This is a genomic window from Symbiopectobacterium purcellii (genome assembly GCF_019797845.1).
Taxonomy (GTDB): Bacteria; Pseudomonadota; Gammaproteobacteria; order Enterobacterales; family Enterobacteriaceae; genus Symbiopectobacterium; species Symbiopectobacterium purcellii.
In genome coordinates this window covers 2,729,677-2,746,772 of sequence record NZ_CP081864.1, presented here as the reverse complement: position 1 = coordinate 2,746,772, position 17,096 = coordinate 2,729,677, and the positions used below count along the sequence as shown (strand labels likewise).

At 53.6% G+C, this 17,096-nt stretch carries 14 protein-coding genes; 6 read left to right on the top strand and 8 right to left on the bottom strand.

Translation table 11 applies throughout. The annotated features are described in order from the left end of the window. The first annotated feature begins 474 nt into the window (after nucleotides 1-474). Nucleotides 475-2,043, top strand: a complete 1,569-nt coding sequence (locus tag K6K13_RS12880; RefSeq protein WP_222157389.1) for a glucan biosynthesis protein G — start codon at nucleotides 475-477, stop codon at nucleotides 2,041-2,043. Continuing rightward, nucleotides 2,036-4,576: a glucans biosynthesis glucosyltransferase MdoH gene (gene mdoH / locus K6K13_RS12875; protein ID WP_222157388.1), complete on the top strand. Its 2,541-nt coding sequence runs from the start codon at nucleotides 2,036-2,038 to the stop codon at nucleotides 4,574-4,576. Before K6K13_RS12880 ends, mdoH begins: the two co-directional genes overlap by 8 nt. A gap of 89 nt (nucleotides 4,577-4,665) precedes the next feature. Here the strand turns inward: mdoH and K6K13_RS12870 are convergent, their stop codons facing one another. Continuing rightward, nucleotides 4,666-5,586, bottom strand: coding sequence for a Kdo(2)-lipid IV(A) acyltransferase (locus K6K13_RS12870; RefSeq protein ID WP_222157387.1), 921 nt, complete (start codon nucleotides 5,584-5,586; stop codon nucleotides 4,666-4,668). Here K6K13_RS12870 and K6K13_RS12865 point away from each other — a divergent pair. Then, nucleotides 5,585-5,791 carry a hypothetical protein gene (locus tag K6K13_RS12865; protein WP_222157386.1) on the top strand — a complete coding sequence of 69 codons (207 nt, stop codon included), beginning with the start codon at nucleotides 5,585-5,587 and terminating at the stop codon, nucleotides 5,789-5,791. The genes K6K13_RS12870 and K6K13_RS12865 overlap by 2 nt on opposite strands. Nucleotides 5,792-5,876: 85 nt before the next feature. Here K6K13_RS12865 and K6K13_RS12860 read toward each other — a convergent pair whose 3' ends face one another. Further along, the gene (locus K6K13_RS12860) at nucleotides 5,877-6,971 is read right to left on the bottom strand and encodes an NADH:flavin oxidoreductase/NADH oxidase (protein ID WP_222157385.1); all 1,095 of its coding nucleotides are present in this window, start codon (nucleotides 6,969-6,971) and stop codon (nucleotides 5,877-5,879) included. A 198-nt stretch (nucleotides 6,972-7,169) separates the two neighbouring features. On the opposite strand from K6K13_RS12860, the gene trhO reads away from it, so the two are divergent. Then, a complete protein-coding gene (gene trhO, locus K6K13_RS12855; RefSeq protein ID WP_222157384.1) occupies nucleotides 7,170-8,240 on the top strand; it encodes an oxygen-dependent tRNA uridine(34) hydroxylase TrhO in 1,071 nt (356 codons plus the stop codon). Nucleotides 8,241-8,349: 109 nt separating this feature from the next. On the opposite strand, the gene bssS is transcribed toward trhO, so the two are convergent. From bssS to pyrC, 4 genes are all read right to left on the bottom strand, one after another. Further along, on the bottom strand, nucleotides 8,350-8,604 hold the full coding sequence (bssS, locus tag K6K13_RS12850) for a biofilm formation regulator BssS (RefSeq protein ID WP_222157383.1): 255 nt from the start codon (nucleotides 8,602-8,604) through the stop codon (nucleotides 8,350-8,352). 197 nt (nucleotides 8,605-8,801) lie between these two features. Beyond that, on the bottom strand, nucleotides 8,802-9,059 hold the full coding sequence (locus K6K13_RS12845; RefSeq protein WP_222161077.1) for a hypothetical protein: 258 nt from the start codon (nucleotides 9,057-9,059) through the stop codon (nucleotides 8,802-8,804). 88 nt (nucleotides 9,060-9,147) lie between these two features. After that, nucleotides 9,148-9,387: a DNA damage-inducible protein I gene (gene dinI, locus K6K13_RS12840; RefSeq protein WP_222157382.1), complete on the bottom strand. Its 240-nt coding sequence runs from the start codon at nucleotides 9,385-9,387 to the stop codon at nucleotides 9,148-9,150. 141 nt (nucleotides 9,388-9,528) lie between these two features. Continuing rightward, nucleotides 9,529-10,572 (bottom strand): dihydroorotase, encoded by a 1,044-nt coding sequence (gene pyrC / locus K6K13_RS12835; protein ID WP_222157381.1) that lies wholly within the window; start codon nucleotides 10,570-10,572, stop codon nucleotides 9,529-9,531. A 249-nt stretch (nucleotides 10,573-10,821) separates the two neighbouring features. Between pyrC and K6K13_RS12830 the strand changes: the two genes are divergently transcribed. Then, on the top strand, nucleotides 10,822-11,109 hold the full coding sequence (locus K6K13_RS12830; RefSeq protein WP_222157380.1) for a putative quinol monooxygenase: 288 nt from the start codon (nucleotides 10,822-10,824) through the stop codon (nucleotides 11,107-11,109). 70 nt (nucleotides 11,110-11,179) lie between these two features. Here K6K13_RS12830 and rne read toward each other — a convergent pair whose 3' ends face one another. After that, entirely contained in the window at nucleotides 11,180-14,515 is a 3,336-nt protein-coding gene (rne, locus tag K6K13_RS12825; RefSeq protein WP_222157379.1) for a ribonuclease E, read from the bottom strand. A gap of 597 nt (nucleotides 14,516-15,112) precedes the next feature. Here rne and rluC point away from each other — a divergent pair. Further along, a complete protein-coding gene (gene rluC / locus K6K13_RS12820) occupies nucleotides 15,113-16,066 on the top strand; it encodes a 23S rRNA pseudouridine(955/2504/2580) synthase RluC (RefSeq protein WP_222157378.1) in 954 nt (317 codons plus the stop codon). A 61-nt stretch (nucleotides 16,067-16,127) separates the two neighbouring features. Here the strand turns inward: rluC and K6K13_RS12815 are convergent, their stop codons facing one another. Further along, nucleotides 16,128-16,724 (bottom strand): Maf family protein, encoded by a 597-nt coding sequence (locus K6K13_RS12815; RefSeq protein ID WP_222157377.1) that lies wholly within the window; start codon nucleotides 16,722-16,724, stop codon nucleotides 16,128-16,130. Between the last annotated feature and the right edge of the window lie 372 nt (nucleotides 16,725-17,096).

The window sequence follows — 17,096 nt, the reverse complement described above, 5'->3', positions numbered from 1 at the left end:
AGGTGGACTGGCTTGAATATGTCATCCTACTGTACCTGATTTAACGCAATTTTGTTATCAATGGGAGTTATCCGTGTTGCACCCGGTTTTTTTAAAGCAGAAGCGTGCAACGGTTCGGATTATTCTTGAAAGTTGCATGCGCGTAAACGTCATGGCCGTCGTGTTAACAAAAGAAGCAGGTATTCTCTGCAACTACAGCATAAATAGGGTGTTTTGCTAACAGTGCAACAGGTAGAATTGTCGATAAGCAGTACACCGCTGGCATAAATAACCCCAAGGGGTTGCCAACGGCTGACCGGTGACGGAATATCCTCGCTAATTTTCGATTTTTTACAGAAATTTATCGGGGTTGCAGTTTGCGTTGTTTAAACGCTGACCTATCATGATGAACCGGGCTTTTATCAAGTTGTCGGAAGGTTAACTTATCCATTAATATGGATTTTAGTTGATTTAAGCACACGAACAGGGGGAGCTGTGCTGGTTAATAATTTTGGGGTTGAACGTCGAGTAGCGAATCTGCGCTGGTTATCCGCAGCGATTGTGTTGTCTTTCACTGCGTTGCCTGCCTGGGCATTCTCGCTGGATGATGTGGCGGCGCAAGCTGAAAAACTGGCAGCGAAAGGCTATGAAGCGCCGAAGAGCAATCTTCCCGCCCAGTTCCGTGATATGAAATTTGCTGATTATCAGCAGATTCGGTTTAATCAGGAGAAGTCATACTGGAATAACCTGCAAACGCCGTTTCGCATTCAGTTCTATCACCAGGGCATGTATTTCGATACTCCGGTGAGAATCAATGAAGTGACGGCCACTGAGGTTAACGAGATCGCCTATTCGCCGGAATATTTTAATTTCGGTACGGTGAATCACGATGCAGAGACCGTGAAAAATCTCGGTTTTGCAGGCTTCAAAATCCTGTATCCCATCAACAAGCTTGGCAAGGATGACGAAATTGTCAGCATGCTGGGTGCCAGCTATTTCCGTGTGATCGGTAAAGGGCAGACTTACGGTCTTTCTGCGCGCGGTTTGGCTATTGACACGGCATTGCCCTCTGGGGAAGAGTTCCCACGCTTCCGCGAGTTCTGGATCGAACGTCCAAAACCCAATGACAAGCACCTGCTGGTCTATGCGCTGCTCGATTCACCGCGTGCTACGGGCGCATACCGTTTCGTCATTTATCCAGGTCGCGACAGCGTGGTCGATGTTCAGGCTAAAGTATTCCTGCGCGCTCGCGTTGGTAAACTGGGGCTGGCACCGTTAACCAGTATGTTCCTGTTTGGGCCGAACCAGCCTTCTCCAACCTTGAACTACCGTGGGGCGCTGCATGACTCTAACGGCTTATCTATCCATGCGGGCAACGGTGAGTGGATCTGGCGTCCGCTGAATAACCCGAAACACCTGTCGGTCAGCACCTATTCGATTGAAAACCCGAAAGGCTTCGGTTTGCTGCAACGTGGGCGTGACTTCTCCAACTATGAAGACCTGGATGACCGTTACGATCTGCGCCCAAGCGGCTGGGTTGAAACCAAGGGCGAGTGGGGCAAAGGGAAAGTTGAACTGGTTGAAATTCCGACCGCTGATGAAACCAACGATAATATCGTTGCGTTCTGGACGCCGGAAGTACTGCCTGAAATCGGTCAGCCGCTGGAAGTGGGTTACCGTTTGCACTTTACCCGTGACGAAGAACAATTGCATTCACCTGAATTGGCCTACGTTCAGCGCACCATGCGTTCCACTGGGGATGTGAAACAGTCTAACCTGATTCGCCAACCGGATGGCACCGTTGCGTTCCTGGTCGATTTTGCCGGCCCGATGATGAAAGAGATGGAAGAGGCGACGCCTGTGACCTCTCAGGTCAGCATCGGTGACAACGGTGAAATCGTTGAGAACAATGTTCGCTATAATCCGGTAACGCGCGGCTGGCGTTTAACTCTGCGTCTGCGCGTGAAAGATCCTAAACAGCCAACCGAGCTGCGCGCTGCGTTGGTGAACGGCGAAACGCTGTTATCGGAAACCTGGAGCTATCAGCTACCTGCAAATGAATAAGTTAATCTCGAGCCCTGATTATATCGGGAAATTGCCTCTGTCCGCGCAAGCGGCGGAGGCGTTGCAGCATGCGTTGCCTCAGGCTGAGAGTGAAAGTTTCTCGGTCATACATCGGGCGCTGTCGCAGGGGGAATCCCCTGCGACGCTGTTGACGGAAGAGGATTCGCCGCTGCAATCCGTTAAGGCGCGTCTGGATGCCGCCTGGCCCGACACGGCAACGGCGGTTAAACCGGTGGCTGCTGACAAAGAAGGGCGAACCGCATTACAGGCGATGCCCACCATCAAACGTGCGTCGATGTTTCCTGATATGTGGCGCACTAACCCGCTGGTACGCTGGTGGGAAAGTATGCTTGGGCGCTCCCCGGCACCGAGTCGCCCTCATGCCAGTCCGGAAGAGAAGATTGCCGAGAATCGTTGGAGAATGGTGGGGACGCTGCGCCGTTACACCCTGCTTATCTTGACTCTGTTCCAAACAGCCATCGCCACCTGGTACATGAAGACCATTTTGCCTTATCAGGGATGGGCGCTGATCGATCCGTTCGCAATGGTGAATCAGCCTTTCCTGCGTTCCTTTATGCAGGTTCTGCCTTATGTCCTGCAAAGTGGCATTCTGGTGTTGTTTGCCGTGCTGTTCTGTTGGGTCTCTGCCGGTTTTTGGACTGCGCTGATGGGCTTTTTACAACTGCTGATCGGCAAGGACAAATACAGTATCTCGTCAACGACGGTAGGGGATGAGCCTCTCAATCCCGCGCACAGAACGGCATTGATCATGCCTATCTGTAACGAAGACGTTGAGCGCGTGTTTGCCGGGTTACGGGCGACCTACGAATCTGTAGCGGCTACTGGACAGCTCGATCACTTCGATCTGTATGTATTGAGTGACAGTAACGGCCCGGACAAATGTGTCGCAGAGCAGAAAGCCTGGATGGATCTGTGCCGTGAAGTGGACGGGTTTGGCCGTATCTTCTATCGCCGCCGCCGCCGTCGCGTGAAACGCAAGAGCGGTAACATCGATGATTTCTGCCGCCGTTGGGGCAGCCAATATAGCTACATGGTGATATTGGATGCCGACAGCGTGATGAGTGGTGAATGTCTGACGCAATTGGTGCGACTGATGGAAGCCAATCCCAATGCGGGGATTATCCAGTCCTCTCCCAAAGCGTCTGGCATGGATACCCTGTATGCACGCTGTCAGCAGTTTGCCACACGTGTGTATGGGCCGTTGTTCACCGCAGGTCTGCACTTCTGGCAACTGGGTGAGTCGCACTATTGGGGCCATAACGCCATCATCCGCGTGAAGCCGTTTATCGAGCACTGTGCGCTGGCACCGTTGCCTGGTGAAGGTTCTTTTGCGGGCGCGATTTTGTCCCACGACTTTGTTGAAGCTGCGCTGATGCGCCGTGCGGGCTGGGGGGTGTGGATCGCCTACGATCTGCCCGGTTCCTATGAGGAACTGCCGCCCAACTTGCTCGATGAGCTTAAACGCGATCGTCGCTGGTGCCACGGTAACCTGATGAACTTCAGGTTGTTCCTGGTGAAAGGGATGCACCCGGTTCACCGTGCCGTATTCTTGACTGGGGTGATGTCTTACCTTTCCGCGCCGCTGTGGTTTATGTTCCTGGCACTGTCAACCGCACTGCAAGTGGTGCATACGCTGATGGAGCCGCAATACTTCCTTCAACCGCGTCAGCTTTTCCCTGTGTGGACGCAGTGGCGTCCTGAATTGGCGATAGCCTTGTTCTCGACCACGTTGGTGCTGTTGTTCCTGCCAAAGTTGCTGAGTGTGATTCTGGTATGGGCAAAGGGGGCGAAGCCTTACGGAGGGGCAGTACGCGTTTTCCTGTCACTATTGCTGGAGATGCTGTTTTCGGTATTGCTGGCCCCGGTGCGTATGCTGTTCCATACCGTTTTCGTGGTCAGTGCCTTCTTGGGATGGTCAGTGCAGTGGAAATCACCGCAGCGTGATGATGACGCCACGCCGTGGAGCGAGGCCTTTACTCGTCACGGCTCTCAACTGGTGTTGGGGCTGGTCTGGGCGATTGGTATGGCCTGGCTGGATTTACGCTTTCTGTGGTGGTTGTCGCCGATCGTTTTCTCGCTGATCCTCTCGCCTTTTGTGTCGGTGATGTCAAGCCGCGCGTCGATCGGGTTGGCCTGCAAACGTGCCAATCTCCTGTTGATTCCGGAAGAGTACGAGCCGCCGCGCGAACTGGTAGCGACGGACACCTATTTCCGCGCCAACCGTGCCCGCAAATTGGAAAATGGTTTCGTGCAGGCCGTGTTCGATCCTTCACTCAATGCGTTGGCGAGTGCAATGGCAACAGCGCGTCATGGTTTTAGCCGTGCGGTAGAACAGGGCCGGGTTCAGCGCGTGACGGATGCGCTGAAACAGGATCTGGAGGCACTCAGTGACAATCAGCGTCTGGTGCTGTTAAGCGACCCCGTGACGATATCCCGTTTGCACTATGCGGTGTGGCACGATCCGCAGCAGTTTGCCAGTTGGCATCAGCGTTATCGCGTGTTGGAGTCCTGACGGTTATACCGTAACAGTGTGCTTCATCAATAAAAAAACAGCGGCTTGGCCGCTGTTTTTTTATTGCACTGTCGGTGACAAATGACGATTCAGTACAGCGCAGGTTCGCCTTCCGGACGTGTTTTAAAGCGGCGATGTAACCACATATATTGATCGGGCGCCAGCAGCACATTCTGTTCTACCAGCGCGTTCATCCAGCTGGCCGTTGTGGCCTCGTCGTCTAGCGGTACGCTGAGTTCGGCAGGTTGGATGATCAATTCATAGCCTTTCCCTCCCTCACGCCGGCGAGGGACAAATGGCACAATGGCAGGTTTGGCCACTTTTGCCAACAAATAGCTTCCGCTGGTGGTTGCTGCACTTTCCATGGCAAAGAAGGGAACAAACACGCTGCTGCGTGGGCCATAGTCATGGTCGGGGGCATACCAGATAATTTCCCCCTGTTTGAGCGCCCGAATCATGCCCTTGAGATCTTTACGATCCAGCATGGTTTTGTTGGAGCGCATACGGCCCCAGGTTTGCAACCAGTCAATCAGTTTATTGTCATTGGGCCGATAAACGCCGATCCCCGGGTTATGCATGCCAAAAATGCGAGCCCCCAGTTCCAGCGTAAGAAAATGCAAGCCAATCAATAGTACGCCACGTTTTTCGGCACGTAGCGGTTGCAGATGCTCAAGGCCCGTGACGGTAAACCAGCGTGCGATACGCCAGTCGGGCCAAAACCAGGCCATGCCGGTTTCTAATAGTCCCATGCCTACGGATTCGAAGTTTTTACGTACCAACGCGGCGCGTGCTTGTTCTGTCATCTCGGGAAAACAGAGTGCCAGATTGCGCTCGGCAATGCACACACGGTACTTCATTACGTGCATGGCGATACGCCCTAGCACGGTGCCGAGGCGATAGATAACTGGGTAAGGCAGTAGCACGACAAGATAGAGTATGGCGATCCCCAGCCAGGTTAGCCAGTAACGAGGGTGCAACAATGAACGGGTGAATGATGGGAGTTGTGTCATGAGTTCCAGTATCAAAAAATGCAGGCGCAGTCATCCGCGCTTGTCGTTAAAAGAAATCAGTCACACCAAGGTGATAGTGTTTAATGTGGTGCGGTGCATCAACTATCGTAATGATGATGCAGTAAAGCGTTCCAAAGCAGGAAGACTAACCCTGCGTAAGGCTATGTGGAATACGCTAAAAATCAATATCCGTCTTTTATCTTAGCATCGACGAATAATGATGTTTAACCTTTGGTGGGATGCCAGTGCGAAGATACCCCCTCCCGTTTACGGCGGGAAGGGGAGATTGCTCAATGCTGGAACAGATTTTTTATGTGATGCGGTTCACTACGCCAGAATTGCGGTGGCGTTGCTACTTGTGCGCCCAATCGAGCGGCGGCGTGCCATGGCCAACGCGGGTTATAGAGCACGGCACGCGCGATGCCGATGGCATCTGCCTGACCTGTTGCCACAATGCCTTCAGCCTGCTCGGCTTCAGTGATGAGGCCAATCGCGATGGTGGTGATCCCCACCTCGCGCTTAATGCGTTCAGCATAGGAGACCTGATAATTGGGGCCCGGCTGAATACGCTGTGCTGGAGAGAGACCACCGCTTGAGACATGCATAAAATCACAGCCAACGGCATGCAGCGCGTGGCTGAGCGCAACAGACTGCTCGAGATCCCATCCGCCTTCCACACCATCGGTAGCCGAAATGAGCACGCCAACGGCTTTGTGTGCGGGGACAACCTCACGTACAGCGCGGAACACCTCAAGTACCAGACGCATACGGTTATTCAAATCCCCACCGTAGCTATCGTCACGCGCATTCGACAACGGTGACAGAAATTGATGCAGCAAATAGCCGTGTGCAGCATGAATTTCGAACACATCAAACCCAATGCGATCGGCGCGCTGCGCGGCAGTGGCAAAGGCCGTGACGACATCCGCTATCTGCTGCGTCGTCATTGCTGTTGGTGGCGCGTCATTGTCATCATAAGGCAGGGCTGAAGGGGCAACAGGTTGCCAGCCTCCTTGCTGTTCACTCACGCGAGCCCGGCCCTGCCACGGCACGGCGGCGGATGCTTTGCGTCCGGCGTGGCCCAACTGGATACCAAGCGGCATAGCGGAGTAGGCCTTAACGGCGTTGACTGCCGTGGCGAGCGCCTGCTCGGTTTCATCATTCCACAGGCCCAGGTCCTGAGGGGATATACGGCCTTCAGGTACAACCGCAGTGGCTTCAATGATCAGCAATCCGGCACCGGAATGGGACAGGTTACCTAAATGCATGGTATGCCAGGGCGTAGCCAAACCGTTCTGGGCCGCATACTGACACATGGGGGCAATGATAATGCGATTGGGCAGTGTCACGGGGCCTAGCGCGAGTGGGGTAAATAGCCGACTCATGGTGGTTTCCTTATCCAAGAAAAAACGACTAAACCATCATACGCCGAGATATTTTTACTGTGTCGACGATTTTCTCCATGTCGCACGAATTCCTCCTCTGGTGTAATTGCCGCGATCGGCTATAATCCCGCGCGTTACGCACATGTCGCCGTAACGTTATAATCTGGTTAACCCTCGCTGAAGACAGGAACGTACACCATGCCAGTGTTACACAACCGTGTTTCCAATGAGGAACTGAAAGCGCGTATGCTTGCGGAAACCGAGACGCGCACCACAGTTTCCTTTTATCAATATTTCGTGCTTGATGATGCACAAGCGTTTCGCGATAACCTTTACGTGAAATTTATGCAATGTCAGGTATTTGGCCGTGTCTATGTGGCGGCTGAAGGCATCAATGCGCAGGTGAGCGTGCCTGCCAGTCGCTTCGACGACTTTAAGGCGGCGTTGTTCGGTGCGCATCCGGCGCTGGATCGTATCCGGCTGAATGTGGCACTGGATGATGACGGGAAATCCTTTTGGGTGCTGCGCATGAAAGTGCGCGATCGCATTGTCGCGGATGGCATCGATGATCCAACCTTTAACCCCAGTGATGTTGGCACCTATCTGAAAGCCGAGGCGGTTAACGCCATGGCGGACGATCCCGACACGCTGTTTGTCGATATGCGTAATCATTACGAATATGAAGTGGGGCATTTTGAAAATGCCCTTGAAGTGCCCTCCGATACTTTCCGTGAGCAGTTGCCGATGGCTGCAGAAATGTTGGCTGATGCGCGGGACAAAAATATCGTGATGTATTGCACTGGCGGCATTCGCTGTGAAAAGGCCAGTGCCTATATGCGCCATCAGGGTTTCAAAAACGTTTACCATGTGGAAGGCGGCATTATTGAATATACCCGTCAGGCCAAGGCCCAGGGCTTACCGGTAAAATTCATTGGTAAAAACTTTGTCTTCGATGAGCGCATGGGAGAACGTATCACCGAGGATGTTATCGCCCACTGCCATCAATGTGGTGAACCGTGCGATACCCATACCAACTGCCGCAATGCAGGGTGTCACTTATTGTTCATTCAGTGCTCCCGCTGTCAGGCGGCCTATCAGGGCTGTTGTAGTGACGACTGTCAGCGCGAACTGGCGTTGCCCCTGGAAGCGCAGCGTGAGCGACGTCGTGGACGGGAAACCAGCATGAAGATTTTTAATAAATCACGCGATCGGCTCAGAGGAGCGTTGCGTATCCCGGCTCCTGATGAAAACGGCAGTAGTGAACGGTGACAGCGTATTCTTGACGTAACTCATCGGGAAACTTAAGCGCGCTGAATATGACGACACCGCCATCAGGCGGTGTCGTCAAGGGATAATCGATTACTGTGAAATCGGGAGACTAGTGTTTAAGTAGATCGTGTGGCTGAAAATCTGTCGACTCAATTTTAGCGATACCGGCTTCAAGAATATAAATAAGTTGCCTTGCTACATCGGTAGTAAGCCATAAGGTTCGGCCTACGTTTGCATCTGCGGGAGCCTGGTCTGGGGTGGTTAAATAATGCAAGCGGATCATCATGGCGTCATAACTGTCAACGGTGCTGATATCCCATCCTACAAGAGGATGTGTCTGAATAACTTCATTTTTTCTGTCCATACATACCCCTTATTGACTAGTTACTAACATGAGTGACTAACGAGGCTTGGGCGGCTCCTTATTGACAAGAGCAACTTAAGTATACTGTGACTTTTGTACAGCAGGTGAGTTATTTTGACTCTTTTTGCAAAGAAAAATTTCTGGATATGATATCCCCGAATTTCAAAGGGATATCAATCAGGTGAGCGCAACACAGATTAGTCTGCGCTGATACCGGCATGCTTTTCAAACACAGCAATAAGCAGCGCCAGGTGTTTTTTGGTCTGCTCTGCGCGATGTTCGTTGTGTGATTCCAGTTTCAAATTATGTAGCAACAGCTGTGCCGTTCTTTCATCCAGTGCAAATGCCAGGGAGGAAAACGCCAGTTCCAACGCATCAATCTTATGCTGCTGGTCGCCAATCAGCGCCAATAATTCGCCGAACGTCATGGCTTGTTCTGGTTTCTCTACCGTCATTGTCATGTCCCTCCGTCATCGACCATCTTCCGGCTAGTGTGAAGACTACAAGGATAAAATAGAAGGTCTCGATTATTAATGCCAGTGATTATTCTGCACTAAACCAATCGTCGGCACTTTCCCAGGTTTCCTGAAGGATTTCTGAAATTAACGCTTTATCATCCTTGTTGCCACCTAACACGCTCAGGTTGTTGGCCGCGGCGTAACGCACCTGAATGGCGCTATCGGGATAATGACGGTGTACGCGCTGGGTCAATTCCTGCGTCAAGGCTTCAATGGCGCCAGCGGGTAAGGGGGCTGATTTGGCTAATGTGAGTTCTACGCGCATGATACTCTCCTTTAATTAACTGGTTATTTATACAGTTAAAGGTGAGGGGGAGCAAGAGGGGTGATACAAATATGTGGTAGTGAAACGCAAAGGCCGTTAAAAGCCCGTGCAGCGCGACTAAGCAGCGCACGGGCGGGAAGATTAACGCACTTGCCAGTTCAGGGTTTGACCGGCGAGGAAGGGCACCAGCGCGTCATCACCTAACGCGATGCTTTCCGGGAAGGTGGTGGGAGCCTTATGCAGTTCAATCCAGCTTTCATTGACGGGTAAACCATAAAAGGCGGGTCCATTGAGCGAGCAGAACGCTTCTAACTTATCCAGCGCGCCAATCTCTTCAAACACGGTAGCATAGGCGCAGAGTGCGGCCTGCGCGTTAAACACCCCGGCACAGCCGCAGCTTGCCTCTTTCTTGTGGCGTGCGTGGGGGGCTGAATCCGTACCGAGGAAGAAACGGTCAGAACTGCTGGCGACCGCATCGCGCAATGCCTGTTGATGAATATTGCGTTTCAGAATCGGCAGGCAATACAAGTGTGGCCGCACACCGCCCACCAGCATATGATTGCGGTTAAACATCAAGTGTTGCGGCGTCACGGTGGCGCCCAGATAGCGATCGCCGTCCAACACGTACTGTGCGGCTTCACGGGTCGTGATGTGTTCAAACACGATTTTCAGCGTAGGGAAGCGTTTGCGCAGCGGCTCCATGACGGATTCGATAAAACGGGCTTCACGGTCGAAAATATCGATCGCCGGATCGGTCACTTCGCCGTGAATCAGCAGCGGCATGCCGATGTCTGCCATCTGCTCAAGAAGAGGGAAGATATTGGCGACATCGGTAACACCAAAACTGGAATTGGTCGTCGCGTTCGCCGGATAGAGCTTGGCGGCGGTAAATACCCCTTGCTGGAAGCCTGTAACAACCTCTTTCGCGTCCAGCGAGTCTGTCAGATAGCATGTCATCAACGGTTGAAAATCGTCCCCCGCCGGGATCGCGGCAAGAATGCGTTCGCGATAGGCTAGCGCACTGGCAATGCTGGTGATAGGCGGTGTCAGGTTGGGCATTACGATCGCGCGGCCAAAATGGCGACTGGTAAACGGCAACACGGTTGCGAGTACGTCATCGTCGCGCAGGTGAAGATGCCAGTCATCAGGACGGCGAATTTTTAATACGGTAGACAGTGTTGTCATGAAAAGCGCTCCAACGGGCTAAATGCTAAATGTCACGAGCAGATACGGCGGGACACAAGCATAAGCGTAAAGGGCTGGTAATGCACCCGTTTGTTGCTGACGACTCTTTATTCGAAGCGAGTGGCGTTCTGTGCTAACGACTGCGGTACAGGGTACACGGCAGGGAAAGAGTAGCGTATGGTAAGTCCCATCGCTAATTTCTCAGTCAGGCCCTTTAAGGCCCACTGGGATACCTAACAGGAGCAACATATGGAATTGCGTATTGTCGCCAGTATTCAGGCCAAACCAGAGCACGTCGATGCTGTAGCACAAGCGGTGAAAAAGGTGGTGGCACCCAGTCGGGCCGAAGCGGGAAACCTGCAATACGATCTGCACGAATCTCTGGAAACGCCGGGTACGTTCGTCTTTTTTGAGCGTTGGGCAAGTCGTGAGGTCTTGACGGAACACGAAGCAACCCCGCACTTTCAGCAATTGGTGGCCGAGTTGGAAGGCAAAACGCTGGGTATGGTGATCACCCCGCTGCGCGCGCTGATTTGAGTTGCGGTATTTTACTGCGGCCATAAAAAAAACCCTCTAAAGAGGGGTTTTTTGTGCCTGGACGGCGTATTTACTCAAACGCAGCGGGTTTTGCTGCTGCTGCGGTCGCATGGTTGACGGCAGAGTGCCCACCCGCGCTGCCTTTACCGGCGAACTCGGTGGTGGGGCGTACCCAATTGCTGTGGCGCGGTGCTTCCGCCTCATAGGCAGGCGCTGGCGCTTTGGTCATCGGGGCGGAAGCAGCGTGCTGCTGTTTAGCCGCGCTGCGTAACGGCTGTACCGAACGAGTCGTGGGCGGAACCGAAGACTCGGCTACCACAGGTACAGCTTCAACAGCGGCGACCGGTGCAACGGCCTCAATCACGTCGGCGGCTTCTGTCGTTTCAACATCAACAGGTTCAACGTCAGCAACCGCTGGCGCTGTGTCTTCCGTTGCCTGCGCGACTTCCGCTACCGCGGCGTGTTCTTCGACGGCTTCGACAGCCGCCTGCTCAGCGCTCGCTTCGGGTGCCGTTGGTGTTACCACCGGCTGTTCCTCGACAACGGGACTTTGCTCCAAGGCCGTTTCCACGACAGCGACAGGCTCAGTCACCTCTGCATCAGCAACCTCAACGGGTGCTGTTGCTAACACTGCCTCAGGGACTACGGCCTGTTCAACGGTAACAGGTGCTTCGACCGCGTCTTGTGCGACATCTTCAGGGGTAACCGGCTCGGTACTCGCCGTGTCGGCGACAAGCGGTGCGGTGACGATGTCAGTCGCAGGCGTAGCAACAGGTTGCACTTCAGCGTCAAGGGCAGCAATGACCGGCAGTGCCGCAACCGGTGCTTCGATAGCGGGTACCAGCTCAGTGGTTTGTTCGTCGTTTTGTGCCAATGCAGCCACCGGATAGCGGACCCACACTTTACCGGACGCCATTTCCGGCGAGGCAGAAGCCTGTGCCAACGGCATCGGAGATTGTGTCGGATAGCGCTCATCACGATAGCGACGACGACGTTGACCACTCACGCGTAAATGACGCGGTGAACGGCGTGAACGGCGTGGCATGTTGGCATCATTACGACCCGCCTCGGCCTGCTCAGCGTTGGCTTCGGTCTCCGCAGGCGCGTTTGTCACGGCATCGGTCAACAACGGCAGCGCGTGTTCTGCCACCGGTGTCGGGGATGCAGAGGCTTCAACCTGGCTATCCGCCTGAGCTGTGTCACCGTCAATGATACGCACTTTCTGTGTTAACTGGCGGCGCTGACGGCGCGGCATTACCGGCGTCGGTTTCTCCTGTTCACTCTCTTCCTGTACGCTTTCTTCATCACGGTTCAGGGCTTTAACATCTTGCTGAGCCTGACGTTTCTCATCCTGACGACGACGTTGACGCTCAGCACGTTGTTCACGGCGTTGCTGATCGTCACGCGGCGCTTTTTCTACCGCTTCTTCAACGGGGGCGACCGCTTCCGTTACCGCTGGAGCGTTCTGGCGTTTGTTGCGACGGTTCTCATCGCGTGATTCGCGGTTGCCGTCACGGCTTTCCTTGTTGCCATCACGGCTGTCACGCGCGCCGTCACGTTGATTACGATCGCGACGGTTGTTTGAGCCTTGACGACGACCGGAACGACGCTCTTGGCGCTGCTCCGTAGACGCTGCTTCTTGTGTATTGGTGCTTTCCGGTTGGCTTTCCGCGCTGGCAAACATGTTTTTCAACGCGCCGAACAGACGGCCAAACAGCCCAGGTGTTGCAGGCGCAGCGGCTTGCTCCGGTGCAGCTTTCGCCGCTGGCTTCGGAGTAATGACCGGTGATTCAGGCAGATCAGGCATGGTAAACGTGGCCAAGGCCGGTTGCTCAGGAACCTTACGCTCCAGAGATTGCTCTTCCTGAACCTGTTGTGCCTCAGCATCAAGACGCTGTGGCAGCAGATAGCTGAGCGTGGTCTTTTCTTCACCTTTACGCACGCGCAGAACTTGATAATGCGGCGTTTGCATACTATCGTGCGGCACGATAACGGCGCGCACACCACCCTGACGCTTCTCAATGGCATTCACGGCTTCGCGCTTTTCGTTCAACAGATAAGACGCGATAGGCACCGGCACGATAGCGTGAACTTCACGGGTGTTCTCTTTCAGCGCTTCTTCTTCAATCAGACGCAGGATAGAGAGCGACAGCGATTCGTTATCACGGATAGTGCCCGTTCCGCTACAGCGCGGACAGACGTGATGGCTGGATTCACCGAGCGACGGGCTCAAGCGCTGACGGGACATTTCCAGCAGGCCGAAGCGGGAGATGCGACCAATCTGAATACGGGCGCGATCCTGACGAACGGCATCGCGCAGGCGGTTTTCCACTTCGCGTTGATGGCGAACGGGCGTCATGTCGATAAAGTCGATAACAATCAAACCACCGAGGTCGCGCAGACGCAATTGGCGGGCGATTTCGTCAGCCGCTTCGAGGTTGGTGTTGAAGGCGGTTTCTTCAATATCGCCGCCGCGTGTTGCGCGGGCGGAGTTGATGTCGATCGCTGTCAACGCTTCCGTCGTATCGATAACGATCGAGCCGCCAGAAGGCAGACGCACTTCACGCTGGAAGGCCGATTCAATCTGCGATTCGATCTGGTAGTGGCTGAACAACGGGATTTCACCGCTGTACAATTTGATTTTGCTGCTGAAATCCGGACGACCCAGGGCAGAAATATGCTCTTTGGCAAGGTCGAGGATTTTCGGGTTATCGATAAGAATTTCACCGATATCCGGGCGCAGGTAGTCGCGGAATGCACGAACGATAACATTGCTTTCCTGATGAATCAGGAAAGGGGCAGGGCGACCTTCCGCCGCTTTTTGGATGGCGTCCCAGTGTTTCAGACGGAATGCCAGATCCCACTGGAGCGCATCGGCAGATTTGCCAACACCAGCGGTACGCACGATAAGCCCCATGCCATCAGGCAGTTCGAGCGAGCTCAGTGCTTCTTTCAGTTCAGTGCGATCGTCGCCTTCAATGCGACGAGAAATGCCACCCGCGCGCGGGTTGTTCGGCATCAACACCAGATAGCTGCCTGCCAGGCTGATAAACGTGGTCAGCGCTGCGCCTTTGTTGCCACGCTCTTCTTTGTCCACCTGAACAATTACTTCCTGCCCTTCGCGCAACACGTCTTTGATGTTGGGACGACCGTGGGAGGCATAGTTACTGGGGAAGTATTCGCGAGCAATCTCTTTTAACGGAAGGAAACCGTGTCTTTCAGCGCCGTAATCGACAAAAGCAGCTTCAAGACTGGGTTCGATGCGGGTGATTTTTCCTTTATAGATATTGGCTTTTTTCTGCTCATGGCCTGGGCTTTCAATATCCAGATCGTAGAGCCGTTGGCCATCAACCAAAGCAACACGCAACTCTTCTTGCTGAGTCGCGTTAATTAACATTCTTTTCATCTTAACTTACTCGTTATTTTTACTTGCATCATTGATAGAGCTACGGACAAAGATGCTGAATGACCGGGTTCACCGATGGCCTCGTGGCTTATCGCAGGGACGTCAACCTCCCGGTTGTCGCCTGCATAGAGGCGCATATTTCGGTAGCCTGTATTTCCTGGTGGAAAACAGCACATTTATTGAGGGAACAGCTTCTGAAGAAGGGTCACCAGATCTGATTCCATTTACCGGCCAAGCCGCCATCCGCAGCCCGCTAACTGCTTGATTACACATTACGTCTTACGCCATTGCTGCGTTTATGCGTTATCAGGCAAATTTACCTATTTTGCCTTTTCCACTGTTTCAGGAAGATAGGCGGGTAAAACCACAGCATTATTCCATTGCTGGTACTGTTATAGCAAGGTGACTTTACGGATGTGCAACAAGATTGTTGTCCTGATTTTTACCAAATGTGCGAGCCGTATGACTGAAGTCCGCACCTTCGATGGCAATCTGAGGGTCCACTATCTCGGTAACCGCCCATTAAGTACCTGACAGACAGTTAAGCACATAAAAAGGAGTGGCGCTATCCGCACGGGCTATTTAGAATCGCGCATCATGAAAACAGAGAATCCATCAGTACAATTTATCGCAGTTTCTGCCGATGAAGCAGGGCAGCGTATCGACAACTTTTTGCTGGCGCGGCTTAAAGGTGTGCCGAAAAGCATGATTTACCGCATCTTGCGTAAAGGCGAGGTGCGCGTGAATAAAAAACGCACCAAGCCGGAATATAAGCTTCTGGATGGCGATGTGGTGCGCGTTCCTCCCGTACGCGTGGCCGAGCGCGATGAACCGGCGGTGTCTGCCAGTCTCGATAAGGTGGCCGCATTAGCCGATTGCATTCTGTATGAAGATGACAGTCTGATCGTACTCAATAAACCCTCCGGCACGGCGGTGCACGGCGGCAGCGGGTTGAGTTTCGGTGTCATCGAAGGGCTGCGCGCGCTGCGGCCTGAAGCGCGCTTTCTGGAATTGGTGCACCGGCTCGATCGTGATACGTCTGGCGTATTGCTGGTAGCAAAAAAACGCTCGGCGCTGCGTGCGCTGCATGAGCAACTGCGGCTCAAGGGAATGCAGAAAAATTATCTGGCGCTGGTACGCGGTCAGTGGCAATCCCATTGCAAAGTGGTGCAGGCACCGCTGTTAAAGAATATGTTGCAAAGCGGTGAGCGCGTGGTGCGTGTCAGTAGCGAAGGGAAACCCTCCGAAACCCGTTTCAAGGTAGAAGAACGCTTTGAGCAGGCGACGCTGGTGCGCGCCAGTCCGGTGACGGGGCGTACCCACCAGATCCGCGTACATACGCTGCACGCCGGTCATCCTATCGCGTTCGACGATCGCTATGGCGACAGAGAATTTGACCGGCAACTGGCTGCCACTGGGCTGTCACGGTTGTTCTTGCATGCGCAATCATTGAGCTTTGAGCACCCCGGCACCGGTGAGATGATGCGTGTCGAAGCGCCGCTTGATGCGGCATTACGTCACTGCTTGCAGGTATTGCTGCAGCAGAAATAGCATCAGTAATGTTTGATAAGCAAAACCGCCCGCTTCGCGCTGGCGGTTTTATTGGTGAGCGTTAGCCTAATCCGGTCAGGGTTAACGCATTCACACCCTCCTGACGCAGCATCTCGCACAGCGCAATGAGCGGCAGGCCGACCAAGGTATTCGGGTCGCGTCCGGACAGTTTATCAAACAGCGCAATCCCTAATCCCTCACTTTTGAAACTGCCTGCACAGTGCCACGGCTGCTCTCGCGCCAGGTAGGCAGCTATCTCTTCTTCACTCAGCGTACGAAAATGCACGTCAAAGGGCTCGACCTGCGATTGCAACGCGCCACTGGCGCTGTTGAGCAGCGCCAACCCGGTATAAAAGGTGACGCGATTACCGCTGGCCTGACGCAGCTGCTGCACAGCCTTCTCCGCTATCAGCGGTTTTCCGGTAATGACACCGTCAAGCACGCAGACTTGGTCGCCACCGATTATCAGGTGTGCCGGATAGCGGGTAGCCAGCGCTTGCGCTTTTTCCCGCGCTAATCGCTCAACCAGTGCGACGGCGCTTTCTTGCGGGCGGGGCGTTTCATCGATATCAGGATTGGCGCATTGAAAAGGCAGTCCCAGCTTGGCGAGCAGGCTTTTACGGTAAGGAGAGGTGGAGGCAAGCACAATCTGAGACATAATTTTTACGATAAACCGTAGCGTAATCAAAAAAGGCATTTTACACTGTGCGCCGCTGAGAAAGCGAATCTGGGCGATCGCGAATCTTGATAAAATAGTAAGACAACGCCGCCTTTTCCTTTGACTCTACGTCGTTACGACGTTAATATACGCGCCCTATGCAAAAGGTAAAATTACCCCTGACCCTGGATGCGGTTCGCACGGCTCAAAAACGTTTAGATTATGTTGGTGTCTACACGGTTGAACAAGTTGCACGCATTGCCGAGTCTGTGGCCAGTGTGGATAGTGATGTACAGGTCTCTTTATCGTTTAATATCGATAATCAGCGCCTGGCGGTGATTAACGGCAGTGCACAAGTGGCCGTTACGCTGA